Genomic DNA, 23,591 nt, shown 5'->3' with positions numbered 1-23,591 from the left:
GCTCGTCCGGGTCTGGATTTCAATCGGATTTCATGAATGAGACAATGAAATCCACTGAAATGAATACATTGCCTGCCGCCCCGAGCGCTCACTCCCCCACCACGCCGCGGCCGCTGCACATCGTGGCCGTGGCCCGCCACCGCCTGGGCCGCGTGCTGGCGCGGCTGATACCGGAGGTGGCCGGGCAGGCGCAGGTCGAGCTGGTCGGGCAGGCCTTCGACGATGCCGTGGCGGCCGTGCGCGCGCTGCATGCCCGGCGCCCCGTCGACGCGGTGGTGGCCGCGGGCGCCAGCGGCGAATGGCTGCGCCGGCACCTGGACATTCCGGTGGCCATCGTGGAGGTGCGCGGCTTCGACCTGATGCGCGCACTGGCCGCGGCGCGCGCCCTCTCGCCGCGCGTGGGCCTGGTGTCGTTCGACGGTCCGTCGGAGCACCTGGCGCAGCTCGATGCCCTGTTCGGCATGGGCATCGCGCAGTTCAGCTACCGCGGCCCGGAGGACGCGCCGGCCTGCGTGGAGGCCCTGCGCGCCGCCGGCATCGAGGCCGTGGTGTCGCCCGGGCTGGTGGCCGACCTGGCCGAGCAGGCCGGCATCGCCAGCGTGCTGATGTACTCCGAGGACGCCGTGCGCCAGGCGCTGCAGGACGCCCTCCACCTGGCACGCCACGGCCATGCCGAGCGCGCGCGCCACGAGCGGCTCGGCACCATCCTCGGCCAGTTGCAGGACGGCGTGGTCGCGGTCGACCTGCGCCAGCGCATCGAGGCGCTGAACCCCGCCATGGCGCAGCTGCTCGGCGCTTCCGTGGCGGAGCTGGTCGGCCGCGCGCTGAGCGAGGTCGAGCCCGTGCTGGACCTCGGCGCCACCCTGCGCCTGGGCGAAGCCCCGGTCGAGGAGGTGCTGCAGATCGGCATGCGCACGCTGGTCGTGCGGCGCGCGCCCATCGTCGAGAGCGGCGAGGTCACCGGCGCGCTGCTGGTGTGCCGCGACCCGGCCGTGATCCAGCGCGCCGACCGCCACCTGCGCGCCAACCAGCGGCAACGCGGCGCGCCCACGCGCTACCGGCTCGAGGCCTTCGCGGGCGACAGCGCCGCGGCACGGCGCGTGCGCGAGCTGGCGCGGCAGTGCGCGGCCAGCGACGCCACCGTGCTCATCGTCGGCGAGAGCGGCACCGGCAAGGAACTGGTGGCCCAGGGCATCCACAGCGCGAGCCGGCGCGCCACCCAGCCCTTCCTGGCCGTGAACTGCGCGGCGCTGGGAGAGAGCCTGCTCGAAAGCGAACTGTTCGGCCACGAGGAAGGCGCCTTCACCGGTGCGCGGCGCGGCGGCAAGACCGGCCTGATCGAGGCCGCCCACACGGGCACCCTGTTCCTCGACGAGATCGGGGACATGCCCCTGGCGCTGCAGACCCGGTTGCTGCGCGTGCTGCAGGAGCGGGAGGTGCTGCGCGTGGGCGCCACCGCGGCGGTGCCGGTCGACCTGCGCGTGATCGCGGCCACCCATGCCGACCTGGCGGCCCAGGTGGAGCGAAGCCTGTTCCGGCGCGATCTGTACTACCGGCTCGCGGTGCTGCGCATCGAGACGCCACCGCTGCGCGAACGCGGCGCCGATATCGCGCCCCTGGCCGCGGGCCTGATGTCGCGCCGCGCGCCCGCGGCGGGTGTGCCCGCGGACCAGGCATCGGCCTGGCTCGCCGCCTTGCTGGAGCTGGCCGCGGGCTACGGCTGGCCCGGCAATGTGCGCGAACTGGAGAACCTCGTCGAACGCCTGCTGGCCTGCCACGGCTACCTGGCGCCCGAGGGCCGGCTGGACCGCGCCCGGCTGCTCGAGGTGTTCGCCGAATGCACGCAGGCGCGCCCGGCGCCCGCGCGCAATCGGCTGCTCAAGGGGGCGCGCACGGCCGCGGAGCGGCAACGGGTGCGCGAGGTGCTGCAGTCGGTCCAGGGAGATCAGGACCAGGCCTGCGCCATTCTCGGCATCAGCCGCTCGACGCTGTGGCGGCGGTTGCGCGACGAGGGGTCGAAGGCCTAGGCGGCCTTCCTCGAGAGGGGCCGCACGGCCGTTGTCCGATAATCGCGTCGCCGCGCAACTGGCGAACGGATGGAGCACCATCGGGGAACGCGGCCATCGTCACGCCGATCGCCTGGGCATGTCTGTCGTCTTTTCAGGAGTTCCGACGATGAGTGTCCGCATGCCCGCGCCGCACCGGCGCATCCTTTCGCTTCCCCGGCTTTCGCCCTTCCGCTCCGGAGGTGCGCGATGACCGCCCCGACGCCCTGCATCCTGCTCGACGGCAAGTCGGTCGCCACCACGAACGAGGAGGCGCTGCGACAGCGGGTCTTCGCATTGAAAGCGAGGAACGGCGAACGCACTCCCATCCTCGCGACCCTCCTGGTCGGCGACGATCCTTCGTCCGCGACCTACGTGCGGATGAAAGGCAATGCCTGCCGCCGCGTCGGCATGGATTCGCGCGTCGTGACGCTCGATGCGCGCGCGACGACCGCGGACGTGCTGCGTGAGATCGATGCACTGAACGCCGACGAACAGGTGCACGGCATCCTGCTGCAGCATCCCGTTCCCGCGCAGGTGGACGAGCGGCAGTGCTTCGACCGCATCGCCATCCGCAAGGACGTGGACGGCGTCACCAGCCACGGCTTCGGCCGGATGGCATTGGGCCAGCCCGCCTTCGGCTCGGCGACGCCCGCGGGCATCATGCGGCTGCTCGCGCACTACGGCATCGACGTCGCCGGCAAGCGCGCGGTGGTGGTCGGCCGCAGCCCGATCCTCGGCAAGCCGCTGGCGATGATGCTGCTGAACGCCGATGCGACGGTGACCGTGTGCCACTCGAAGACCGCGAACCTCGCCGACGAGGTGCGGCGCGCCGAGGTGATCGTCGGCGCCGTCGGCCGGCCGCGCTTCATCCGCGGCGACTGGATCCGCGACGGCGCCATCGTCATCGATGCCGGCTACCACGAGGGCGGCGTCGGCGACATCGGGACCGAGGGGCTGCTCGAGCGCTGCGCGGCACTCACGCCGGTGCCGGGCGGCGTGGGGCCGATGACGATCTCGACGCTGATCTCGCAGACGCTGGAGGCGGCGGAGCGCGTGGCCTAACCGTGGCGCTCGGCGCGCTCGTCCTGCGCGCCGCGAATGATCTGGTGCAGCGTTCGCAGCAGCACCTCCGGCTGCACCGGCTTGAACATCACGACCAGCCCGCTGGCATAGGCCGCGCGCACCCGCTCGGGATCGGTATCGCCCGTGACCAGGATCGTGGGCACGCGGCGGCCGGCGAGCCGGCGCAGTTCCGCGGTCGCCTCGATGCCGTCCTGCGGATCGGCGAGCCGGAAGTCGATGAGGAAGGCGTCGAAGCCGTCGGGCGTGGCGCGCACCTGCGCACTGGCATCGGCGAGCCGGCAGGTGATCTCGATGCGCTCGCAGTAGGGCGCGAGCCACATGCGCACCGCCTCGCCCACCGGCTGCTCGTCGTCGAGCAGCAGCACGCGCGGCGGCACCAGCGGCAGTTCGATGATGTCGGCCTGCGCGGTATCGGGCATGGCCGCGGGCGCGATGGGCAAGGCGGTGGGCACGGGCGGGCGGCGCGGCAGGTCGACCCAGAACACGCTGCCGTGGCCGAGCCGCGAGCGCACGCCGATCTCGCCGCCGAGCAGGTCCACCAGCCGCTTGACGATCGCCAGCCCGATGCCCAGGCCGCGCGCGACGTCGCGCTGCGGGTTGTCGACCTGGTAGAACTCGTCGAACACATGCGGCAGGTGCTCGGGCGCGATGCCCAGGCCGGTGTCCCACACGGCCAGCCGCAGGCGATCGCCACGCGGCCGCGCGCTCACGAGGATGCCGCCCTGGCGCGTGTACTTGAGCGCGTTGTCGACGAAGTTGGTCAGCACGCGCAGCAGCAGGTCGCCATCGGTCTGCAGCCATTCGGGCGCGGTGTGGAAGCGCAGCGCGAGGCCCGCCTGCTGGGTGCGCGGCTCGAAGATCTGCGACAGCCGCAGGAACAGCGGGTCCACCGCCATCCGTACCGGCTGCGGCACCACGGTGCCGGCATCGATCTTCGAGATGTCGAGCATCGCGTTGAGCAGGCCGCTCACCGCATCGGTGGCCTGCACCACGCGGCCGGCCACGGGGCCCAGCGGATGGTCGGCCAGGTCGCGTTCGAGCGAGCGCGAGAACAGCGCCAGCGCATGCACTGGCTGGCGCAGGTCGTGGCTGGCCGAGGCGAAGAAGCGGCTGCGCTCGCGGTTGAGCCGCTGCAGCTCGAAGGACTGGCGCAGCAGCTGCTCGCTCAGCAGTTCCTTGTCGATCTGGTCGGACAGGCTGCGCCGGATCAGCTGGTGCTGCGACAGCGCGTAGCGCGCCATCGAGCCGCCGAACAGCAGCCCGACCACGCAGGTGAACCAGCCATCGGTGCCGCCCATCCAGGCGAAGCGCGTGACCACGCCCAGCGTGAGCGGGATCGTGACCACGGGCACCATCGCGCGCCAGGTGGCGATCACCGGCACCGAACCCATCAGCACCGCGAACATGCCCAGCAGCAGGATCAGGATGCGCATCGGCGATTCGGTGCCCGGCGGCATCAGAGCCCAGGGCGCCAGCGTCCACATCGACATGTAGGCACCCAGCGGCAGCATGAAGCGCCAGGCGCCATCGGGCTGGCGCAGCGTGAACTCGGGCTCGGGATAGAGGCGCGCGTTCCAGCGCATGAACACCAGCCGCAGGCACAGCAGCGTGCAGATCACGACGCCCCATGCCAGCGCGCCGAAGCCGCGCGTCATCCCGAAGAACACGCCGGCCATCGCGATCGCCGAGGCCAGCGCCGTCAGCACCGTGGGCGGGCCCATCACGAACATGCGGCGCAGCAGGCGCTCGCGGACCAGTTGGGCGTGGGAGTCGGCGGGCCCGGGCACTTGGCCCGACGGGGTGGAGGTGGCGCCCGGCGTACGCATGGGCGGCAGTGTAAGGGCCGTTCCAGCGCGTCCGGCCGCCGGAAACGCGGTGCTAGACTGCCTCTTCCCGCTCCAAGACCTTGGCGGGCCGAATCCCGACGCGGAGCAGACGGCCTCGCAGAAGTGCATCACAAGCCAGGGTTGCGTTTCACCACCGCGACAGCGCTCGAACGAGCGCGACGAAGGACCTCCATGAACGCGATCAAGGAAGCACGCCGGCTCATCACGGCCGACCCGAACAGCGAGGAGTCCCTGACCCTGGCACGGCTGGTCCTGGCGCTGGAATCGGATGTCGATTTCTCCCTGGCCAGCCTCTATGCGCTGAAGCTCAAGAGCTTCGATCTGACCCTCGACATCCTCAAGGAGTGGCGGCTCGACCGCTACTACGTGCAGAAGGGCAAGCTGCTCGACGTGTCGTACCAGGCGCACGTGCTGGCATCGCACTGAGCGGGGGCGCCGCGGCGGCGAAGCGGCGGGTATTGCAACATCGGTGCATTCGTTGCGCTGTTCGATCGCAGCCTCGGCACCACCCCCACGCAGTACCTGCACGGCGCGTGAAGCAGCACATGGCATCGACGCAGCCATACTCGCGGCATATGGAAATGTGACGCCAAAAGGTATTTCCGAATATGAGAGGGCATGCCTACGATGCCCGCATGACAAGAAGAGACAAGCCGCAGGAGCCCCCTGCACCTCGGCGGACCGCGAAGCGCCGCACGGCCCTGCTGCTCGCGGCGGGCCTGCTGTTCGGCACGGCCTGCGCCGCCGCACCGCAGGTCTCGACCATCATCGTGCCCGCGCCACCCGGCGGCCCGATCGACCGCGTCACGCGGCTGCTCGCCCCCGAACTCGCGGCCGCGCTCGGCCATCCCGTGCTGGTCGACAACCGCCTGGGCGCGGCCGGCAAGATCGGCGTGCAGGCGGCCCTGCGCGCACCGCGCGACGGCCGCACGCTGATCGCGGTCTCGCCCTCCATCGCCTCGGTCAACCCGGTGCTCGACAAGGCGCCCGGCTATGACCCGCTGAACGACTTCGATGCGCTGGGCATCGTGGCCACCAATGCCGGCGTGGTGGCCGTGCGCGCCGACCTGCCGGTGGCCGACATGGCCGAGCTGGTGCGGTATGCGAAGGCGCATCCGGGCGAGTTGACCTACGGCTCCTTCGGCATCGGCACCAGCCTGCATCTGCAGAGCGAGGAGCTGCTGCGCACGCTCGGCATCGACGCGCGGCACATCCCCTACAAGGGCGAGGCGCAGGCGATGAATGCGCTGGCGGGCGGCGAAGTGGACCTGATGCTCTACGCCACCGCGCCCATCGTCCCGCTCGTGCAGAGCGGCCGCGTGCGCGCGCTGGCGGCCACGTCCTCGCAACGCTGGGCGATGCTGCCCGAGGTGCCGAGCTACGCCGAAACCGGCGTGCCGGCCTTGCGCAGCTACCAGTACCACTCCTGGGTCGGCCTGGTGCTGCCCAGCGGCACGCCGGCGGCGGCGCGGCGCGAAGTCCTGCAGGCCTGGCAGCGCGCGCTGGCCAGCCCGAAGCTGCGCCAGTCCCTGGTCGCGCAGGGCTTCGAGCCCGCCTCGGGCGATCCCGTGGAAATGCAGCGCACCATCGCCGCCGAGATCGCGCGCCACCGCGCGCTGCTCGCGAGCGGCCGCATCAAGCTCGATTGAGCGGCCCGCCCTTCGCGATATCCATGACAGCGAGACGCGCGATGGGGCCGATCAGCCGATCACGGCTTGCGCGCCTTCGGCGTCTTCTTCGCCGGCGCGACCTGCAGCCCCGTGATGCCGTTGAGGAACAGCTGCGTCGCGATCGGTGCCATCTGGTCGTAGGAGAAGCGTCCCCCGGGCTTGAACCAGGTGAACATCCAGTTGAGCATGCCGAACAGGAACATCGTCAGCAGCTTGTGCAGCTGCGAGGCGTGCAGGTCGGGGCGCGTGGCGGCGATGGCGTCGGCGAACACCCGCACCACCGTGCGCTCCTTGTCGAGCACGCGCGCCTGCGCCTCGGGCGCCAGGAAGCGCACGTCCTCGGTGAGCACGCGGTGCTCGTGCTGCGCCTCGGCGTACTCGGCCATGAAGGCCTCGATCAGCTCGGGCAGCCGCTCGTCGGGCGCGAGCTGCAGCGCTTCCACGCCCGTGACGATGTCGACCAGGCGCGACACATGGCCGTCGGCGATGTGAAGCAGCACCTCGGCCTTGTCCTTGAAGTGGTGGTAGAGGCCGGGCTTGGACAGGTGGCTGGCCTCGGCGATCTCGTTCATCGACGTCGCCGCATAGCCCTTGCGGGCGAACAGCTCGGCGGCGGCCCTGGCGATCAGGCTGCGCTGGTCGTTGGGGCGGGAGGAAGCGGTGTCAACGGTCATGGGTGGCAATGAAGGGCTGCGCGCGAGGCCACGCGGTCCGCGATCTTAGGGGTTAGTCCCGAGCCTTTGCCGCTTGCCCGTATCCGCGCTGCTGCGTTAGCCTTGCGCGGCTTCCAAACCGACCGGTCGGTTGGTTTTCTTGGTCGATCCACATCGGCCGGACGACGAAGCCCATCGAGCGAGATCCGCCGGCCATCCGGCACCCATCAAAATATCGGAGACAACCATGCGCGACGAGAAGTGTGTGAACCGTGCCCTGCTGTCGGCGGGCCTGCTGATGGCCGCCGGCCTGGCCCTGCAAGGCTGCGGGGGCGGCGGCGGCGGAGGCAGCGGCTTCCTCCCGATTCCGGCGCCCGCGCCCGCACCGGCCGCGCCGCCGCCCGCGGGTCCGTCGGGCCCCAGCGTCGAGCAGCTCAAGAGCACCTGCAACGGCCTCAAGGGCCAGGTGCTGGCGGGCGTCACGGTCACGCAGACCGCGCGCTTCGAAGCCAAGACCGCTGTCAACGCCTCGGGCTTCTGCCAGGTGCTGGGCACGCGCGCGCCCTTCCTCGACATCGAGATCGACGTGCCCGACAACTGGACCGGCCGCTACTGGCAACAAGGTGGCGGTGGCTTCGACGGACGCATCGCCTCGGCGGTGACCAAGGACGGCGGCGGCGCGGTGACGGCGGTCGATCCCACGCTCGCGCTGAAGGGCGCGGTGTATGCGGCCTCGAACGGCGGCAACCGCGCGAGCGTGCCCGCGCAGGCCGCCCCCGGCGTCTGGGCCAGCGGCACGCCCGAGGGCCAGCAATCGGCGACCGACTATGCCTATGCCGCGGTGGGCACCACGGTGCGCTTCGGCAAGGCCGTCGCGCAGGCCTTCTTCGGCAAGGCGCCGACGCACAGCTACTTCAACGGCTGCTCCAACGGCGGACGCAATGCCTACATCGCCGCGCAGCGCTGGCCGCAGGAGTTCGACGGCATCGTCGCGGGCTGCGAGACCATGGACATGGCGGGCCAGACCGGCGCCTGGCTGCGCGCGGCCTCGCTGACCGGCACGCCCGCGGCGCTGAGCCCCGCGCAGACCGGCGCGGCCTATGCGGCCGCACTGTCGGCCTGCGATGCGCTCGACGGCGCCAGCGACAGCCTGATCGGCAATCCGCAGGCCTGCAGCTTCGATCCGGCCGTGCTGCAGTGTGGCGTGGCGGGCGCGAGCAGCGATCCGGCCCTCTGCCTGAGCGCCGCGCAGGTGGGCACGCTCCAGTCCTTCCTGTCGCCGCTCAAGCTCTCGAACGGCTCGACCGTACTCTCGGGCTATTCGTGGGGCAACGGCCTCGGGCTCGGCTGGGGCGGGCTCGGCGGCGGCTTCGCGCTGCTCGCGAGCGGCGACCCCGCCTGGCTCACGCCGGCCAAGCAGGCGGGCTTCCAGCTCGAGACCGACTACTACATGCTCGGCGCGGGCCTGGCGCGCATCGGTGCCGACCACGACAAGGCCGCCATCGCCAGCTACGTGGCCTCGGGCCGCAAGCTGATCTCCTGGCACGCCGGCAGCGACGCGCTGCTGTCGCCGAACGACCACTACCGCAACTGGACCACCATGACGGGCATCGCGAAGTCGCTGGGGCTCGCCGATCCGAACAGCGCCACGCGCTTCTTCATCGTTCCAGGCGGCGGGTATGGCGCCGGCGGCAGCCTGCAGGAAGTGGACTGGGCCTCGGCCATCATGGGCTGGGTGGAGAACGCCGACGCGCCCACGCAGCTGACCTACAGCTTCACCAGCGGTGGCACGGCCCGCAGCATGCCCGCCTGCCAGTACCCCAAGTACCCGAAGTACAAGGGCTCGGGCGACGTGAACGCGGCGGCGAGCTACAGCTGCAGCTGAGGGCCGCAGCTTGCGCGGGCACCGCGTGCACGCGCGGTGTTCTCGTACCATCGATGCATGAGCATCGAAGCGAAAGCCGCCTCCCCTTCCCTCGTCGACATCGGCGTCAACTTCCATTCGGGCCAGTTGGCGTCGATCACCGCGCCGCTGCTGGCGCGTGCCAAGGCCGCGGGCGTGGCGCAGATCCTGGCCACGGGCACCTCGCTCGCCTCGAGCCTGTGCGCACTCGAGCTGGCGCGGGCGCATCGGGGCGTGGTCTTCGCGACCGCGGGCGTGCATCCGCATGACGCGAAGTCCTTCGACGCCGCCACCTTCGAGCAGCTGGCCGAACTGTGGCGCTGCCCCGAGGTCGTGGCGGTCGGCGAATGCGGCCTCGACTACAACCGCAACTTCTCGACGCCCGAGGCGCAGCGCGCGGCCTTCGACCGGCAGCTCTCGATGGCCGCGCGGACCGGCAAGCCGCTGTTCCTGCACTGCCGCGATGCCTTCGCCGATTTCCACGACATGCTCGCGCCCGTGGTGGCCGATGGCGCGCACGGCGTGGTGCACTGCTTCACCGGCGACCGCGCCGAAGCCGAGGCCTTTCTCGCGATGGGCCTCGACATCGGCATCACGGGCTGGGTGACGGACCTGCAGCGCGGCCAGGCCTTGCGCGCGGCCATCCCCGCCATTCCGCTGGACCGGCTGCACCTCGAAACCGACGCGCCCTACCTGATGCCGAAGAACGCGGGCCTGCGCGGCAAGCCGAACGAACCGGCGTACCTGCCTTGGGTTGCCGCGGGCGTGGCCGAACTGCTCGAACGCGATGTGGCCGAGGTCATCGCGGCCTGCAGCGCCAACAGCCGGCGGCTGTTCGGACTCCCACCCGTCGAGGTCGCCGCATGAGCACGTCGAGAAAGATCACGATCGAGGTCGATGCCGAGCTGCGCGTGTCGGGCCTGATCGATGCGGCCGACGATGCGCGCTTCGCCCTCGTGCTCGCGCACGGCGCGGGCGCGGGCATGACGCACGCGTTCATGGAGACCGTGGCGCAGGGCCTCGCCGAGCGCCGTATGGCCTGCCTGCGCTACCAGTTCCCGTACATGGAACGCGGTTCGAAGCGGCCCGATGCACCGCCGCTCGCGCATGCCACGGTGCGCGCGGCCGTGGCCGGCGCTGCCGCGCATTTCCAGGGGCTGCCCCTGTTCGCGGGCGGCAAGTCCTTCGGCGGGCGCATGACCTCGCAGGCCCAGGCACTGGGCCTGCTGCCCGAGGTGGCCGGGCTGGTCTTCCTCGGCTTCCCGCTGCACGCGGCCGGCAAGCCCTCGATCGATCGCGCGGCGCACCTCCACGAGGTCGACGTGCCGATGCTGTTCGTGCACGGCGCGCAGGACAAGCTCGCGGAACCGTCCTGCTTCGCGCAGGTCGTCGATTCGCTCGGTGACAGGGCGAGCGTCGACGAATACGCGGCCGCCGACCATGGCTTTCATGTGCCGAAGAAATCGGGCCTGACGGACGCGCAGGTGATCGAGCAGATGCTCGATGCGGTGGCGGTGTGGATGCAGGCCTGGCTGCTGCCCTGAGCCCGGCTCAGCGCAGCGCGCGGCAGAAGCGGTCGATGCGCCGGCAGGCCATGTCGAGCGATGCGTCGTCGAGCGCATAGGCGATGCGGAAGTACGGCGCCAGCCCGAAGGCCGCGCCGTGGACCACGCCCACATCCGCCTCGTCGAGCAGCGCGAGCGCAAGGTCCTCGTCGCTGGCCAGCACGGTACCGGCCGCGGTCGTCCGGCCGATCAGTGCCTCGCACGAGACGAAGGCATAGAAGGCGCCCGACGGCCTGTCGCAGCGCAGGCCCGGCGTGGCGTTCAGCGCCGCGACCAGCTGATCGCGGCGCCGCTCGAAGGCGGCGCGCGAATGCGCGATGAAGTCCTGCGGTCCGTTCAGCGCCGCGAGCGCCGCATGCTGCGAGATCGAACTGGCCCCCGAGGTCTGCTGGCCTTGCAGCTTCTCCATGGCATCGAGCAGCCAGCGCGGGCCGGTGCCGAAGCCGATCCGCCATCCGGTCATGGCATAGGCCTTCGACACGCCGTTCATCGTCAGCGTGCGCGCGGCGAGGCGGGGTTCGGCCTGGGCCAGCGTGTGGAAGGCCAGCCCGTCGAAGACCAGGTGCTCGTAGATGTCGTCGGCCAGCACCAGCACCTGGGGATGGCGCAGCAGCACCTCGGCGAGCGCGCGCAGTTCCGCGAGCGTGTACACGGCGCCCGTCGGATTGCTCGGCGAGTTGAGGATCAGCCACCGGGTGCGCGGCGTGATCGCGGCCTCCAGCGCTTCGGGCCCAAGCTTGAAGCCGGACTCGCTACCGCAAGGCACCACGATCGGCCTGGCGCCGCACAACTGCACGATCTCGGGGTAGCTGACCCAGTAAGGCGCCGGCACGATCACCTCGTCGCCGAGGTTCAAGGTCGCCGCGAGCGCGTTGAAGATCACCTGCTTGCCGCCTGAACAGACGATCGTGTCCTGCCAGCCGACGTCCAAGCCGTTCTCGCGCCGGAACTTGGCCGCGACGGCTTCGCGCAGCGCGCGCAGGCCCGCGACCTGCGTGTAGCGCGTATGGCCCTCGCGGATGGCCGCCACGGCCGCGTCGCCGATGTGCGCGGGCGTGTCGAAGTCGGGCTCGCCGGCCGACAGCGAGACGATGCTGGCACCGCCCGCGCGTCGCGCCGCCACCCGGTCCATCATCCGGTAGGTCGCGGAGGGCTGCGCGGCCGCGAGATGCACGTTCAATCGCGCGACCGACGCCGCTGCACTGGCGTCGCTCATGGCGTCTTCCGCTGCAGCGTGTGGTAGCCCATCGCCGCGCGCGCTTCGCCGAGCGTCTTGCCTTGCTCGATCCAGGCGCGGATCTGCGACTCGGCGGTCTCGATCCGGCGCGCGAGTTCCGCGACCTCGCGGGCCCGCGCGCGCGGCACCACCAGCACGCCGTTCGCGTCCGCCACCACGATGTCGCGCGCGACCACGCGGGCCTGGCCGATGGACACGGGGAGGTTCACGCCCTCGACCTGCACGCGGTCCTTGCCGGTGCGCATGAAGCGCCCGCGCGTGAACAACGGGTAGCCGTCGTTCAATGCCTTCGACACGTCGCGGCAGACGCCGTCGATCACGGTGGCGGCGATTCTTCGCCGGCCCGCGTACTGGGTCATGATGTCGCCCCAGACCGTGCAGTCGGTGCGTCCGCCGTTGTCGATGACGAGCACGTCGCCCTCGGCCACGTCGTCGATGAAGTCGCCGACCGAGCCCGCGGGCGTGCTGGCCGGAACGTACTTCACCGTGAAGGCGGGCCCCACGGTCACGCCGGCGTAGTCGGCCAGCGGCGCGAGGCCGAAGCAGTGGCCCGGCAGGCCGAGCTTGTCCATGGCGTCCGAAACGCCGGGGGTATCGAGGCCTTCGAACAGGGCCACGAGGTCCTTGTCTTCTTGTTGCATGGGAATGGCTTTCACTGGGAGTGTGGTGATGGATGTCAGAGGCCGTGCGCCGACAGGGTCCGGTCGAGCCAGCCCTGTTCGACGCGCCCGGTGGCGATCTCCGCCTTGATCGCGTCCTCGGCCCGGGCGGTCTGCGCGACGGCCGCGAGCAGGCGCTCCCCGTCCGCGGGATCGAAGCAGACCACGCCGTCCTCGTCGCCGACCACCACGTCGCCCGGATGCACCACCTGCCCGCCGACGCAGACGTCGCGGTTCATGGAGCCGGGGCCGAACTTGTAGGGCCCGCGATGCGTGCTGCTGCGTGCGTGGCATGGGAAGTCGGCCTCGAAGAAGGCGCGCGTGTCGCGGATCGCGCCGTCGATCACGAAGCCCGCGCAGCCGCGCTGCATCGCGTAGAGCATGATCAGTTCGCCGACCAGCGCGTTGTGCGGATCGCCCGCGCCATCGATCACGAGCACATGGCCGGGCTCGATGTCCTTGAGCGCTCGATAGATCAGCAGGTTGTCGCCGGGCCGCGCCTTGATAGTGAAAGCGGTGCCGACCAGCTTGCGCGCGCGGTGGAAGCGCTGCAGGCCGACGATGCCCGACAGGCGCCGCAGGTTGTCGCTGAGGTGCGGCGTGACGACGTCCCGCAGCGCGGCGGTCAGCGCCTCGGGCGCCAGTTGAGGGACGGGTCCGATGTCGAAGTTGGAAAGGGTCACGGTGTGCTCGCTGGGTGTGGTGGTCTATCGCGCGGCCGCGTAGCTTTCCATCGGCAGGTCGTTGGGGTCCTGCCAGAGCTTCTGCAGCGCGGCGGGCGGCGCCATGTTCAGTCGTACGTTGCGCGGCGGAATGGGTTCGGCGTACCACTTGTTCCACAGCGTCTTCATCTCGCCCGAACGCATCATGTCGCGCAGGGTCCGGTCGGCCAGCGCCTTGAGCGGCGCGTCGTCCTTGCTCAGCATGATCGCCAGCGGCTCGGTGTTGAGCACCTCGCCCACCACGGCGAAGTCGGCCGGCTTCCTCGCATTGGCGATCGACGCATTGAGCAGCCCCGCGTCGATCACCCAGGCGTCGGCCTTGCCCGATTCGAGGATCAGGAAGCTCTCGGCGTGGTCCTTGCCGAGGATCTCGTTGAACTTCAGGCCGGTGGCGCGGCTGTTGCGGCGCAGATGCTGGACCGAGGTCGTGCCCGTGGTCGCCACCACGGTCCTGCCTTCGAGGTCCTTGATCGAGCGGATGCCCGAGGTGGCGCGCACCGCCATGCGCACCTCCTCGATGTAGGTGGTGAGCGTGAAGGCGACGTCCTGCTGGCGGGCCTGGTTGTTGGTGGTGGAGCCGCATTCGAGGTCGACCGCGCCGTTCTTCACCAGCGGCACGCGGTTCTGCGAGGTCACGACCTGGTAGCGGACCTCGAGCTTCTGCAGGTTCAGCTGCTTCCTGATCGCGTCGACGATCCGCTGGCAAATGTCGACCTGGAAGCCCACTGCCTGGTCGCTGCCCAGCACATAGGACATCGGCAGCGAGCTGTCGCGCACGCCGAGCGTGACCACGCCCGTGCTGCGGATGCGCTCGAGGGTCTGGGCCGGCGCTTCGGCGGCGCTGCCCAGCGCGAGCGCGGCCGCCAGGAGGATTGCGATTTTTCTCATGGAATACCTCGGAGGACTGGACGATGTGGATCGGTCTATCGCGCCTCGGCGGGCTGGCGCTCTTCCATCACCGCCGCGAAGTGCCTGTCGTGCATGGCCTCGGCCACCGACTGGCCGGCGCGGATCCGCGCCACCATGCCAGCCTGGTTCGCGGCCGTTCGTTCCGCGATGTCGAGGATCTCGTCGATGCGCGCGGCCGGCACGAACACGCAGCCGCAGCGATCGGCGATCACGAAGTCGTCCTGCGCGACCTCGACGCCCGCGACCTTCACGGGCGCGCCCGAGCCCGTCTGCACCAGGCGGTTGCGGGCACTGACCATGGTCACGCCGCGGCCGTACACCGGGTAGCCGATGGCCTCGCTGCCCTCGATGTCGCGGCTGAAGCCGTCGATCACCGTGCCGCGGATGTGCTTCATGGTGGCGGCATTGGCGACGATGTCGCCCCAGCACGAGACACCCTCGATGCCGCCGGCGATCACGAGGATCCGGTCGTCGCCCTGGCTCTCGGCGATCACGCTGGTGATGGGATGCACCGTCAGGCCGCCGCTGGCCTGCTTGGGCGCCAGCTGGATGGTGGAGGCGCGGCCGACGATCGTCGGGCACTGCCACAGCGGACGCAGGCCCACCGTGGCGCCGGGCAGTTCGAGGAAGTCCAGCGCGTCGGACACGGTGTTGGTGTCCAGGTCGGCGAGGCGGGAGAGTCGTTGGGCGTCGGTGGTCATGGTCTTTCAGGGGCTGGTGGCGCCGAGGGAGGCGATCGGGTCCGTCATGGCGTTCACGGGTGCAAGGGACAGCCGATGTTCCGGGGCCGGGTGCGATACGTCCATTCGCAAGAAGGGAAGAACTTGATACGCTAGGCCTATCGATGATCAACTTCCGCCTGCTCCGCCATCTCTACCTTTTCTCGGTGGTCGCCGAGGAACTTCACTTCCGGCGCGCCGCGGCGCGGCTCGGCATGTCGCAGCCGCCGCTGACCGAGCAGATCCAGGTGCTGGAGGCCGCGCTCAAGGTCCGGCTCTTCGAGCGCTCGAGCAAGGGCGTGCAGCTCACGGCCGAGGGCGCGGCCATCCTGCCGGCCGTGAAGAAGCTGGTGTTCCAGATGGACCGCGTGGAGGTCTCGGTGCAGGAGGCGCTGCGCGGCCGCGGGCGCATGCTGACCATCGGCGCCATCACCACGGCCATGGCCAGCCCCCTGCCCGCGGTGATCGAGCAGCTGAAGGCCGAGGTGCCGGACGCGAGCATCTCGGTGATCGAGATCGACAGTGCCGAGGCGCTGCTCGCGCTCGACGAGGGCGTGATCGACGTGGCCTTCGCGCGCATCGAGGGCGACGCGGGGCAAGGGGTGCAGGCGCGGCCGCTGCGCACCGAGCGCCTCGGCGTCGCCCTGCCCGCGTGGCACCGTCTGGCCGCGCGCAAGACCATCGCGCTGCGCGAGCTGGCGGACGAGGAATTCATCATGTTCCCGCGCGCGGTGAGCCCGAGCTTCTTCGACGGCATCGTCGCGGCCTGCCGCGCGCACGGCTTCACGCCGCGCATCCTGCACGAGTCGCGCTCGGTCACCTCGCAGATCGCCATGGTCGGCTGCAGCCAGGGCATCGCGCTGGTGCCGCTGGGGCTGCAGGAGCTCGGCGGCGAGCGGGTCGCGATCAAGCCCTTGAAGGAACAGGTCGACGTCGTGACCATCGCGGTCGCATGGAGCGCGCGGACGCGCGATCCGATGGTCGAGCGCATCGTCGCCATTGCCGCCGCGGTGGGCGCGGGCGGCGGGGCGCGGAAGTCCGCGGCGAGAAAGTAGGCGAGGCCGCCGCTACTTCGCGACGATCACCACCAGCACCGACGCATCCTCCCCATCGGCCGAACGCAGCTTGTGCGCGATGGTGGAGTCGAACTGCACGCAGTCGCCCACGTTGAGCATCTCCTTGCGGTTGCCGATCTGCAGCTCGATGCGGCCGGTCAGCACGTAGAGGATCTCCTCGCCGTCGTGGTGGCTCATGATCTTGCTGTGGCCGCCCGCGCGCTCGCCGGGGCGCAACACGAAGGCGCGCATCAGCCGGCCCTGGCTGACGCCGGCGACCAGCGACATGTAGGTGCGGGCCTCTTCCTCCGACGGCGCGGGCGCGCGCACGATGGATACGGCATCGGCCACGGTGGAGCGGCCGAACAGGTTCTCGACGGTGACGCCCAGCGCACTCGCGATCTTCAGCGCCGACTCGATGGACGGCTTGGAGATGCCGCGCTCCACCTTCGACAGGTAGCTGCGCGTGAGTCCGGAGTCGCTGGCCAATTGCTCGAGCGTCAACCCGCTCTGCACCCGCAGGAACTTGAGATTCAGCGCCATGTGTCTGTGGTGTCCATGCGGTCGATCTTAGCGTCGGCGCAGCGGGGCCGGGGGCTCAGCAGTCGAGCGGCGCCGGGGCGCCACGGGTCTGCCGGCACCAGTAGTCGAAGGTGGCGTTGACGATCGAGGGCTTGAGCAGGTAGTCGTGCGCCTCGCGCGCGAGCACGTCGTCCACCGGCGTCAGCGGGCCGAAGGCCTGGGCGCGGATCTGCATGCGCGCGGCGCGCTCGAGGTAGACCGACAGGTAGGTCGCCTCCTCGATGGTCTGGCCGGCCGTGAGGTAGCCGTGGTGCGCGAGCACGATGGCGCGCTTGCTGCCGAGCGCGCCCGAGATGATCACGCCCTCCTGGTCGGCGATCGGAACGCCGGGCCATTCTCCGAGGAAGGCGCAGTCCTCGTGCAGCGGCGTCATGTCCATCTGCGAGATCACCAGCGGCTGGCGCGCGGCCGCGAGCGCCGAGGCCCAGGGCGAGTGGGTGTGGATGATCGACTGCACGTCGGGCCGTGCGCGATACACCCACAGGTGGAAGCGCGTGGCGGGGTTGGGCATGCCGGTGCCGGTCAGGGTGTTCAGGTCCTGGTCGACCTCGATGAAGTCCTCGGGCGTGGCCTCGTCGAAGCCGAGGCCGAAGCGCAAGGTCCAGTAGGCGCCGGGGCGTTCCGAGCGCGCGCTGATCTGGCCCGCGAGCCCGGCCTCCTGGCCGGTCATCGCGAGGATGCGGCAGGCATAGGCCAGCGTCTCTTTCATGGTGCGCGGCGCGCCCGCCAGGTGCTGCGCCATCTCGCGGGTGGCGCGCTCGTCGAAGTATTCCTTGCTGCGAAGTTCTGGGGTCATGGTTCGATGGAGAGAAAGTGTGGGGGTGGAAGGAAGAGGCGCGGCGTTCAGGGCACGGCCGCCAGCACCATGTCGACCAGCCGCTGGACCAGCGGCGATTGCGGCTTGCCCGCGCGCGTGATCACGACCACGCGCCGGCGCATCAGCGGCCGTTCGATGCGGACCTTGCGCAGGTCGTTGTCCTGCAGCAGCTTGTCGGGCATGCGGGTGGGCAGGATGCAGGCGCCCATGCCCGCGGCGACCAGCTTGACCAGGGTGTCGACGGTCTCGGCCTCGGCGACGATCGGCAGCTTCAAGCTGCCCTGGCGCACCATCTTGCCGAGCGCATAGTGGGCCGGAAAAGCCACCAGCCTCGGCCGCTCCTCCGTGAGGTCGATGGTCTCGCCATGGGCACTGTCGCGCGTGGCGATCAGGCACATCTCGTCGTCGAACAGCGGCCGCGTGTCCAGCGTTTGCGAGGCGACGGCCGTGTCGTAGACCAGGCCGATGTCGGCCTTGCCGTTCTCCACCAGCTCGGCCGCGTCCGACGAACTGCGGCACATCAGCGACAGCGCGACGTCGCTGCATTCGGCCGAGAAGCGCGCCACGATCTCGCCGAGCAGGTAGTAGCTCAGGGTATGGACCGCCGCCACCCGCACCGTGCCCTGCGACACGCCGTCGTGCTTGCGCACGCAGTCGACCGCGGCGTCGATGCTGCGGTAGGCGGCCTCGGTCTTCTCCTTCAGGCCGCGACCGGCTTCCGTCAGCTCCACGCCGCGCCCGTTGCGCACGAACAGCGGCTGGCCGAGGCAGCTCTCGAGCGTCGCCAACTGGCGGCTCAGGCCGGGCTGGGTCTGGTCCAGCGCCTCGGCGGCGCGCGAGAGCGACTTCAGGCTCGCGATCTTGAGGAAGTACCGCAGCTGGCGGTCGAGGGAGTCCACGCGATCCGATCAGGCGTTCACGTCGACGATCAGGCGCCCGGCGACCTTGCCGTCGATCAGGTCCTGCGCGGCGGGAATCGCCTGCGCGAGGCCGATGGTCGCGGTCATCGCGAGCGTTTCGTCCGCGCCCAGGGTGCGCTGCAACTGGGTCCAGGCCTCCAGGCGCCGGGGCAGCCCGGCCTTCACGCTGTCGATGCCCACGAGCGTCACGCCGCGCAGGATGAAGGGCGCGACGGTCGACGGGAAGTCCATGCCCTGCGCCAGCCCGCAGGCCGCGACCACGCCGCCGTACTTCGTGGCGGCGCAGGCATTGGCCAGCGTATGGCTGCCCACGCAGTCGACGACTGCGGCCCAGCGCTCCCTCTGCAGCGGCTTGCCCGGCGCGGACAGCAGCTCGCGGCCGATCACCTCGTGCGCGCCCAGTGCCTTCAGCCGCGCGGCCTCCTGCGGGCGGCCCGTGGCGGCCACGACCCGGAAGCCGCGCCTGGCCAGCAGGCTGACGGCGAAGCTGCCCACGCCGCCGTTGGCGCCGGTCACCAGCACCTCGCCGGCCTGCGGTCCGATGTCGCGCTCGATCGCGAGCACGCACAGCATGGCCGTCAGGCCCGCGGTGCCGATCGCCATCGCATGGCGGCTCGTGAGGCCCGCCGGCATCGCCACCAGGTACGAGGCCGGCACCCTCGCCTTCTGTGCCAGCCCGCCCCAATGGCCTTCGCCCACGCCCCAGCCCGTGAGGATCACCTTGTCGCCGGCCTTGAAGTCGGGCGACGCGCTCTCGCCGACCGTGCCCGCGAAGTCGATGCCAGGCACCATCGGCCACTGGCGCACGATCGGGCCACGGCCGGTGATGGCGAGCGCGTCCTTGTAGTTGAGGCTCGAGAACTCGACGTCGACCGTGACGTCGCCCTCGGGCAGCGCCGAGGCCTCGAGGGCCTTCACGGTGGCCAGTGTCTTGCCGTCCTGCTGGGTCAGGTGGATCGCGTTGAACATGGGATTCCTTGGGTTCGTCTTCAAAGGGCCGACCGCAGCGAGTCGGCCAGCGCGTAGTGGGTGGCGCAGCGCACCTCGATCACGGCCGGGCCGCGCACGGCCAATGCCTCGGCCATGACCTGCGCGGCCTCGTCCGCATGCCGCACCACATGGCCCGAGGCGCCGAAAGCCCGGGCGAGCGCGGCGAAGTCGGGGTTGCGCAGGTCGGTGCCACTGACGCGGCCCGGATAGGAGCGCTCCTGGAACGAGCGGATCGTTCCGTACGAGGCGTTGTTGGCGACGACGATCTTCAGGTCGATGCCGCGGTCCACCGCGGTCGCGAGCTCGTTGCCGCTCATGAGGAAGCCGCCGTCGCCGCAGAAGGCGATCACCTGCCGCCGAGGATGGCGCAGGCCCGCGGCCAGGCCCGCGGGCACGCCCATGCCCATCGCGCCGCAGGCCGAGCCGAGCAGACGGTTCGACGGCCCGAGCCGCAGCGCGCGATGCACCCAGGCGGCGAAGTTGCCCGAGTCGGTCGTGAGGATCGTGTCGTCGCGCATCGCGCCGCGCACGGCGTTGATCACATGGCCCAGCACGTCCTGCGCGGGCACGCGGGCTTCGTTCCAGCTGTGCGCCGCGTCGCGCGCATACAGGCCCGCGCGCAGCCATTCGCTCCGGTCGGTGGACGGCGGCGTGATGCGCAGCAGCGCGTCCACGAAAGCGCGCGCGGTCGACACCACGCCGAGCGTGGTCGCGAAGTGGCGGCCGATCGCGCCGGCATCGGGGTACACATGCAGCAGCCTCTGCGCGTCGGGCGACTGGCGCGGAACGGTGAAGCCCTGCGTCGACACATCGCCGAGCCGCGTGCCGATGCCGACGACGAGGTCGGCCTGCGCGAACAGCGCCGTGTGGACGGCGGAGGGAAAGAAGCCCAGTTGCCCGAGCCAGTGCGGATGCGTGTTGGGAAAAAGATCCTGGTTCTTGTTCGTGACCGCGACCGGCAACTGCCAGGCCTCGCTGAGCGCGACCAGTTGCTGCCTGAAGGCGCCATCGGCGCAGGCTTCGCCACCGACGATGAGCACCGGCCGCTCGGCCCGCGCGAGCAGCGCGGCGGCATCGTCCATGGCCTGCGCCGACGGCTCGGGTCGCGCGACGCCGAAGCGCGTGGCGGCGCATCGGGGGATCTCCTGGGCCAGCAGGTCTTCGGGCAGCTCGACGATCACCGGGCCCGGCGTGCCGCTGGCCGCGGTCGAGAAGGCGCGCGCCAGGGTCTCGGCGGCCTGCGACGCGAGATGGATGCGGGCGGTCCACTTCGCCATCGGCCCGAACAGGCGCGCCGCATCGATCTCCTGCACCGCGTCGCGCCCCAGGTTCGGCAGGTCGACCTGCCCGACCAGCACCACCAGCGGCAGCGCCTCCTGCGAGGCTACGTGGATGCCGATGGTAGCGTTCGCGAGGCCCGGCCCGCGGCTCACCATCACCACGCCTGGCATGCCCGTCAGCCGCGCATCGGCCGCCGCCGCGAGGCTGGCCGAGCCTTCGTGGCGGCAGGTCATGAGATCGAAGTCCTCGCGGCCGTACAGCGCATCGAGCAAGGGAAGAAAGCTCTCGCCCGGCACGCTGAAGGCGCGCTGCACGCCGTGAAGGGCGAGGCTGTCGGCAAGGAGATCGGCGACGCGGAATGGCATGGATGGATCGGGTTCGAGGCGAAGTGGTTGTGCGTTCATGCGAGGAGAGACCTGGCCAGTCGCAGCGGCGCGGTGGTCAACGCCTGCAGCCGTTCGAACGAGAGACCGTCGACCATGCGGCTCACCACCAGCCCGTCGGGCTCGACCTCGATCACGGCCAGGTCGGTGAAGATGCGCCGCACCACGCCCACGGCGGTCAGCGGGAAGGTGCAGGCCTCGACGATGCGCGACTCGCCCTCCTTCGTCTGGTGCTCCATCAGCACCCAGATCGACTTCGCGCCCACGGCCAGGTCCATCGCGCCGCCCACGGCCGGCGGCGCCGAGCCATCGAGGCCCATGCTCCAGTTGGCGATGTCGCCGCGCGCGTTGACCTGGTAGGCGCCGAGGATGGCGATGTCGAGGTGGCCGCCGCGCATCATCGCGAACGACAGGCCGGTGTCGAAGTAGGAGCCGCCCGGCAGGATGGTGACGGGTGTCTTGCCTGCGTTGATCAGGTCGCGGTCCTCCGCGCCCGGCGCCGGCCGCGGCCCGATGTGCAGGATGCCGTTCTCGCTGTGCGTGATCACGCCCGAGGCTTCGGTGATGTGGTCCGACACCAGCGTCGGAAAACCGATGCCGAGGTTGACGAAGCTGCGCGGCGGCAGCTGGGAGGCCGCCAGCGCGGCCAGTTGTTCGCGCGTGAGTCTGTTCATCCCCGATCTCCCAGGAAGACGCGGTCGACGAAGATGCAGGGCGTCACGATGCATTCGGGATCGAGGCCGCCGACCGGCACGATCTCGTCGACCTCGAACACCACCGTGTCGGCCGCGGTGGCCATCACCGGCGAGTAGTTGCGCGCCGTCTTGTTGTAGACGATGTTGCCCATGGTGTCGGCCTGCCTGCCCTTGAGCAGCGCGAAGTCGGCGCGCAGCGGCTTCTCGAGCACGTAGTCGCGCCCGTCGATGCGTTCCACGCGCTTGCCCTCGGTCAGCACGGTGCCGATGCCCACCGGCGAATAGAAGCCGCCGATGCCCGCGCCGCCGCAGCGGATGCGCTCGATCAGCGTGCCCTGCGGCACCAGCTCGAGCTCGACCGTGCCGGCGCGGTAGGCCACGGTGAAGGCCTTGGCGCTGCGCGGGTACGAGCAGACGATCTTGCGCACGATGCCGGCCGTGAACCAGAGCGACAGGTCGTCCGCATCGGCACCCGCGTTGTTGGAGATCACGGTGAGTTCGCGCACGCCCAGCGCCAGCACGGCTTGGATGATGGCGCGCGGCAGGCCGGCACCGCCGAACCCGCCGACCAGCAGCGTGGCGCCATCGCGCAGGCCCTCGAGCGACTGCGCGGCGCTGTCGACGACCACATGTCTCAGGCTCATGGTTGCTGGGCTCCTTGTTGCTCCCCGCGGGCGAGGGCCGAGGGATAGGCCGCGGCCAGCCCGCGGCCGATGCGGTCGTTGAGCATCTCGGTGCTGCCGTCGGCGAAGGCCGCGAGCCGCACTTCGGACGCGAGCGCGACCAGGCCGCTCGGCGCGGTCGCGCCCACAGCGCCCATCGCGCGGATGCATTGCTCGATGCCCTCGGTGGCGGTCTGGACCGCGATCTTCTTGGCGCTGGCCGCGAGCTCGGGGCCGCAGGTGCCGGCATCGATGCGCCGCGCCGCCTTCACCACGAGCGCATTGGCGGCCTCGAGACGGGCCGCGACCTCCGCGAGCGCCCATTGCAGTCCCTGGTGCGCGAGCAGCGGTTGGCCGAACGCGGTGCGCAGGCCGCAGTACGCAACGGCCGTGCACAGCGCCGCATGCAGCGAGCCCGTGCACATGGCCGCCACGTGCACGCGCGCCGCGTTGATGGCTTCCATCGAAGCGCGGAAGGCTTCGCCGGGGGCGTGGATCAGCGCCCAGTCGGGAACGAAGTGCTGCGCGAAGCGGATCTCGGCGAGCCTGAATTCCATCGCGCCCGGCAGCTCGTGCGGCGTCGCGGCGAAGGCCTTGCCGGCCTCGGGCTCGACCAGGAAGCCCGCGATCGCCTGCGACCCATCGGCCGCGGTGGTGCGCGCGAGCACCATCAGCAGGTTGGCGATGGCGCCGTTGCTGACCCAGGCCTTGCTGCCGTCGAGCAGCCAGCCGCCCTCGGTGCGCACGGCCTGCGAACGCAGTTGCGTGAGGTCGCTGCCGGCCGTGGGTTCCGACATCGCGGGCGCGCCGATCAGCCGGCCGGACAGCAGCCCCGGCAGCAGGCGTTCCTTCTGCACCGCCGAGCCATGCCGCCACAGCCGCGTTGCCATGCCCTGCATGTTGTTGAGGCAGAAGGCCGCGGCGAAGCCATGGCCCGCCATGGTCTGCGCGATGCGGACCTTGCAGAGGAAGGAGGCGCCGAAGCCGCCGCCCTCCTCCGGCACCTGCAGGCCGAGCATGCCCAGCGCGGCCCATTGCGCGATCACCGTGCGTTCGCAGGGCTCGCCGCGCGAACGCGCCTGCGCGAGCCGCGGCGCGAGCACCTCGGTGCAGAAGCGCTCGGTGTCGCGCACCAGCGCCAGCTCGCGCGCCGTGAGGCCGCTGTCCAGTTCGTCGAAGAAGCTCATGGTC

23 protein-coding genes and 1 riboswitch are annotated in these 23,591 nt (G+C 70.8%); of the genes, 8 read left to right on the top strand and 15 right to left on the bottom strand.

The window, feature by feature from the left end:
- Positions 1-59 precede the first annotated feature (59 nt).
- The gene (prpR, locus tag AC07RV_RS02910) at positions 60-2,027 is read left to right on the top strand and encodes a propionate catabolism operon regulatory protein PrpR (protein WP_296782277.1); all 1,968 of its coding nucleotides are present in this window, start codon (positions 60-62) and stop codon (positions 2,025-2,027) included.
- A gap of 44 nt (positions 2,028-2,071) precedes the next feature.
- A riboswitch (ZMP/ZTP riboswitch) is annotated at positions 2,072-2,152 on the top strand.
- Between the two features lie 103 nt (positions 2,153-2,255).
- Positions 2,256-3,110 (top strand): tetrahydrofolate dehydrogenase/cyclohydrolase catalytic domain-containing protein, encoded by an 855-nt coding sequence (locus AC07RV_RS02905; protein WP_296782275.1) that lies wholly within the window; start codon positions 2,256-2,258, stop codon positions 3,108-3,110.
- Here the strand turns inward: AC07RV_RS02905 and AC07RV_RS02900 are convergent.
- Positions 3,107-4,957 (bottom strand): hybrid sensor histidine kinase/response regulator, encoded by a 1,851-nt coding sequence (locus AC07RV_RS02900; RefSeq protein ID WP_296782273.1) that lies wholly within the window; start codon positions 4,955-4,957, stop codon positions 3,107-3,109. The two genes, AC07RV_RS02905 and AC07RV_RS02900, sit on opposite strands and share 4 nt — an antisense overlap.
- Positions 4,958-5,149: 192 nt before the next feature.
- Between AC07RV_RS02900 and AC07RV_RS02895 the strand changes: the two genes are divergently transcribed.
- The gene (locus AC07RV_RS02895; protein WP_296782271.1) at positions 5,150-5,404 is read left to right on the top strand and encodes a hypothetical protein; all 255 of its coding nucleotides are present in this window, start codon (positions 5,150-5,152) and stop codon (positions 5,402-5,404) included.
- 209 nt (positions 5,405-5,613) lie between these two features.
- A complete protein-coding gene (locus AC07RV_RS02890) occupies positions 5,614-6,627 on the top strand; it encodes a Bug family tripartite tricarboxylate transporter substrate binding protein (protein ID WP_296782269.1) in 1,014 nt (337 codons plus the stop codon).
- A 59-nt stretch (positions 6,628-6,686) separates the two neighbouring features.
- Here AC07RV_RS02890 and AC07RV_RS02885 read toward each other — a convergent pair whose 3' ends face one another.
- Positions 6,687-7,322: a TetR/AcrR family transcriptional regulator gene (locus AC07RV_RS02885; protein WP_296782267.1), complete on the bottom strand. Its 636-nt coding sequence runs from the start codon at positions 7,320-7,322 to the stop codon at positions 6,687-6,689.
- A 226-nt stretch (positions 7,323-7,548) separates the two neighbouring features.
- On the opposite strand from AC07RV_RS02885, the gene AC07RV_RS02880 reads away from it, so the two are divergent.
- From AC07RV_RS02880 to AC07RV_RS02870, 3 genes are read left to right on the top strand one after another with little or no spacing between them, the layout of a single operon-like run.
- Positions 7,549-9,186, top strand: a complete 1,638-nt coding sequence (locus AC07RV_RS02880) for a tannase/feruloyl esterase family alpha/beta hydrolase (RefSeq protein WP_296782264.1) — start codon at positions 7,549-7,551, stop codon at positions 9,184-9,186.
- A gap of 57 nt (positions 9,187-9,243) precedes the next feature.
- The gene (locus AC07RV_RS02875) at positions 9,244-10,071 is read left to right on the top strand and encodes a TatD family hydrolase (RefSeq protein ID WP_296782262.1); all 828 of its coding nucleotides are present in this window, start codon (positions 9,244-9,246) and stop codon (positions 10,069-10,071) included.
- Positions 10,068-10,748 carry an alpha/beta hydrolase family protein gene (locus AC07RV_RS02870; protein ID WP_296782260.1) on the top strand — a complete coding sequence of 227 codons (681 nt, stop codon included), beginning with the start codon at positions 10,068-10,070 and terminating at the stop codon, positions 10,746-10,748. Before AC07RV_RS02875 ends, AC07RV_RS02870 begins: the two co-directional genes overlap by 4 nt.
- Positions 10,749-10,755: 7 nt before the next feature.
- Here AC07RV_RS02870 and AC07RV_RS02865 read toward each other — a convergent pair whose 3' ends face one another.
- From AC07RV_RS02865 to AC07RV_RS02845, 5 genes are read right to left on the bottom strand one after another with little or no spacing between them, the layout of a single operon-like run.
- Positions 10,756-11,985, bottom strand: coding sequence for a pyridoxal phosphate-dependent aminotransferase (locus tag AC07RV_RS02865; protein WP_296782258.1), 1,230 nt, complete (start codon positions 11,983-11,985; stop codon positions 10,756-10,758).
- Complete coding sequence (locus AC07RV_RS02860) at positions 11,982-12,647, bottom strand: RraA family protein (protein ID WP_296782256.1); 666 nt, start codon at positions 12,645-12,647, stop codon at positions 11,982-11,984. Before AC07RV_RS02860 ends, AC07RV_RS02865 begins: the two co-directional genes overlap by 4 nt.
- Before the next feature lie 35 nt (positions 12,648-12,682).
- The gene (locus AC07RV_RS02855; protein ID WP_296782254.1) at positions 12,683-13,348 is read right to left on the bottom strand and encodes an RraA family protein; all 666 of its coding nucleotides are present in this window, start codon (positions 13,346-13,348) and stop codon (positions 12,683-12,685) included.
- Between the two features lie 24 nt (positions 13,349-13,372).
- Positions 13,373-14,275: an amino acid ABC transporter substrate-binding protein gene (locus tag AC07RV_RS02850; protein ID WP_296782253.1), complete on the bottom strand. Its 903-nt coding sequence runs from the start codon at positions 14,273-14,275 to the stop codon at positions 13,373-13,375.
- Between the two features lie 35 nt (positions 14,276-14,310).
- The gene (locus AC07RV_RS02845) at positions 14,311-14,997 is read right to left on the bottom strand and encodes an RraA family protein (protein WP_296782251.1); all 687 of its coding nucleotides are present in this window, start codon (positions 14,995-14,997) and stop codon (positions 14,311-14,313) included.
- A 143-nt stretch (positions 14,998-15,140) separates the two neighbouring features.
- Here AC07RV_RS02845 and AC07RV_RS02840 point away from each other — a divergent pair, with 143 nt between their 5' ends.
- Positions 15,141-16,070 carry a LysR family transcriptional regulator gene (locus AC07RV_RS02840; protein WP_296782249.1) on the top strand — a complete coding sequence of 310 codons (930 nt, stop codon included), beginning with the start codon at positions 15,141-15,143 and terminating at the stop codon, positions 16,068-16,070.
- Positions 16,071-16,082: 12 nt separating this feature from the next.
- Here the strand turns inward: AC07RV_RS02840 and AC07RV_RS02835 are convergent, their stop codons facing one another.
- From AC07RV_RS02835 to AC07RV_RS02800, 8 genes are read right to left on the bottom strand one after another with little or no spacing between them, the layout of a single operon-like run.
- Positions 16,083-16,613 (bottom strand): helix-turn-helix domain-containing protein, encoded by a 531-nt coding sequence (locus AC07RV_RS02835; RefSeq protein WP_296782247.1) that lies wholly within the window; start codon positions 16,611-16,613, stop codon positions 16,083-16,085.
- Positions 16,614-16,668: 55 nt separating this feature from the next.
- Positions 16,669-17,448 (bottom strand): aldolase, encoded by a 780-nt coding sequence (locus AC07RV_RS02830; RefSeq protein ID WP_209539440.1) that lies wholly within the window; start codon positions 17,446-17,448, stop codon positions 16,669-16,671.
- 47 nt (positions 17,449-17,495) lie between these two features.
- Positions 17,496-18,368 carry a LysR family transcriptional regulator gene (locus tag AC07RV_RS02825; RefSeq protein WP_296782244.1) on the bottom strand — a complete coding sequence of 291 codons (873 nt, stop codon included), beginning with the start codon at positions 18,366-18,368 and terminating at the stop codon, positions 17,496-17,498.
- 9 nt (positions 18,369-18,377) lie between these two features.
- The gene (gene acuI / locus AC07RV_RS02820; protein ID WP_296782242.1) at positions 18,378-19,358 is read right to left on the bottom strand and encodes an acrylyl-CoA reductase (NADPH); all 981 of its coding nucleotides are present in this window, start codon (positions 19,356-19,358) and stop codon (positions 18,378-18,380) included.
- Positions 19,359-19,378: 20 nt separating this feature from the next.
- Positions 19,379-21,025, bottom strand: a complete 1,647-nt coding sequence (locus tag AC07RV_RS02815; protein ID WP_296782240.1) for a thiamine pyrophosphate-dependent enzyme — start codon at positions 21,023-21,025, stop codon at positions 19,379-19,381.
- Positions 21,026-21,060: 35 nt separating this feature from the next.
- Positions 21,061-21,717: a 3-oxoacid CoA-transferase subunit B gene (locus AC07RV_RS02810; RefSeq protein ID WP_296782238.1), complete on the bottom strand. Its 657-nt coding sequence runs from the start codon at positions 21,715-21,717 to the stop codon at positions 21,061-21,063.
- A complete protein-coding gene (locus tag AC07RV_RS02805) occupies positions 21,714-22,382 on the bottom strand; it encodes a 3-oxoacid CoA-transferase subunit A (RefSeq protein ID WP_296782236.1) in 669 nt (222 codons plus the stop codon). The genes AC07RV_RS02810 and AC07RV_RS02805 overlap by 4 nt, the downstream gene beginning before the upstream one ends.
- Positions 22,379-23,587, bottom strand: a complete 1,209-nt coding sequence (locus AC07RV_RS02800) for an acyl-CoA dehydrogenase family protein (RefSeq protein ID WP_296782234.1) — start codon at positions 23,585-23,587, stop codon at positions 22,379-22,381. The genes AC07RV_RS02805 and AC07RV_RS02800 overlap by 4 nt, the downstream gene beginning before the upstream one ends.
- Positions 23,588-23,591 lie beyond the last annotated feature (4 nt).

The sequence above is a fragment of the Variovorax sp. GW821-FHT09B01 genome (assembly GCF_059418345.1).
Note: the sequence above shows the minus strand (reverse complement) of the source record. Positions and strands in the feature narration are given on the sequence as shown.

Excerpts from the sequence above, each read along its gene's own strand:
- prpR (WP_296782277.1), top strand. The coding sequence starts at position 60 with ATGAATACATTGCCTGCCGCCCCGAGCGCTCACTCCCCCACCACGCCG.
- AC07RV_RS02905 (WP_296782275.1), top strand. The coding sequence starts at position 2,256 with ATGACCGCCCCGACGCCCTGCATCCTGCTCGACGGCAAGTCGGTCGCC.
- AC07RV_RS02900 (WP_296782273.1), bottom strand. The coding sequence starts at position 4,957 with ATGCGTACGCCGGGCGCCACCTCCACCCCGTCGGGCCAAGTGCCCGGG.
- AC07RV_RS02895 (WP_296782271.1), top strand. The coding sequence starts at position 5,150 with ATGAACGCGATCAAGGAAGCACGCCGGCTCATCACGGCCGACCCGAAC.
- AC07RV_RS02890 (WP_296782269.1), top strand. The coding sequence starts at position 5,614 with ATGACAAGAAGAGACAAGCCGCAGGAGCCCCCTGCACCTCGGCGGACC.
- AC07RV_RS02885 (WP_296782267.1), bottom strand. The coding sequence starts at position 7,322 with ATGACCGTTGACACCGCTTCCTCCCGCCCCAACGACCAGCGCAGCCTG.
- AC07RV_RS02880 (WP_296782264.1), top strand. The coding sequence starts at position 7,549 with ATGCGCGACGAGAAGTGTGTGAACCGTGCCCTGCTGTCGGCGGGCCTG.
- AC07RV_RS02875 (WP_296782262.1), top strand. The coding sequence starts at position 9,244 with ATGAGCATCGAAGCGAAAGCCGCCTCCCCTTCCCTCGTCGACATCGGC.
- AC07RV_RS02870 (WP_296782260.1), top strand. The coding sequence starts at position 10,068 with ATGAGCACGTCGAGAAAGATCACGATCGAGGTCGATGCCGAGCTGCGC.
- AC07RV_RS02865 (WP_296782258.1), bottom strand. The coding sequence starts at position 11,985 with ATGAGCGACGCCAGTGCAGCGGCGTCGGTCGCGCGATTGAACGTGCAT.
- AC07RV_RS02860 (WP_296782256.1), bottom strand. The coding sequence starts at position 12,647 with ATGCAACAAGAAGACAAGGACCTCGTGGCCCTGTTCGAAGGCCTCGAT.
- AC07RV_RS02850 (WP_296782253.1), bottom strand. The coding sequence starts at position 14,275 with ATGAGAAAAATCGCAATCCTCCTGGCGGCCGCGCTCGCGCTGGGCAGC.
- AC07RV_RS02845 (WP_296782251.1), bottom strand. The coding sequence starts at position 14,997 with ATGACCACCGACGCCCAACGACTCTCCCGCCTCGCCGACCTGGACACC.
- AC07RV_RS02840 (WP_296782249.1), top strand. The coding sequence starts at position 15,141 with ATGATCAACTTCCGCCTGCTCCGCCATCTCTACCTTTTCTCGGTGGTC.
- AC07RV_RS02835 (WP_296782247.1), bottom strand. The coding sequence starts at position 16,613 with ATGGCGCTGAATCTCAAGTTCCTGCGGGTGCAGAGCGGGTTGACGCTC.
- AC07RV_RS02830 (WP_209539440.1), bottom strand. The coding sequence starts at position 17,448 with ATGACCCCAGAACTTCGCAGCAAGGAATACTTCGACGAGCGCGCCACC.
- acuI (WP_296782242.1), bottom strand. The coding sequence starts at position 19,358 with ATGTTCAACGCGATCCACCTGACCCAGCAGGACGGCAAGACACTGGCC.
- AC07RV_RS02815 (WP_296782240.1), bottom strand. The coding sequence starts at position 21,025 with ATGCCATTCCGCGTCGCCGATCTCCTTGCCGACAGCCTCGCCCTTCAC.
- AC07RV_RS02810 (WP_296782238.1), bottom strand. The coding sequence starts at position 21,717 with ATGAACAGACTCACGCGCGAACAACTGGCCGCGCTGGCGGCCTCCCAG.
- AC07RV_RS02805 (WP_296782236.1), bottom strand. The coding sequence starts at position 22,382 with ATGAGCCTGAGACATGTGGTCGTCGACAGCGCCGCGCAGTCGCTCGAG.
- AC07RV_RS02800 (WP_296782234.1), bottom strand. The coding sequence starts at position 23,587 with ATGAGCTTCTTCGACGAACTGGACAGCGGCCTCACGGCGCGCGAGCTG.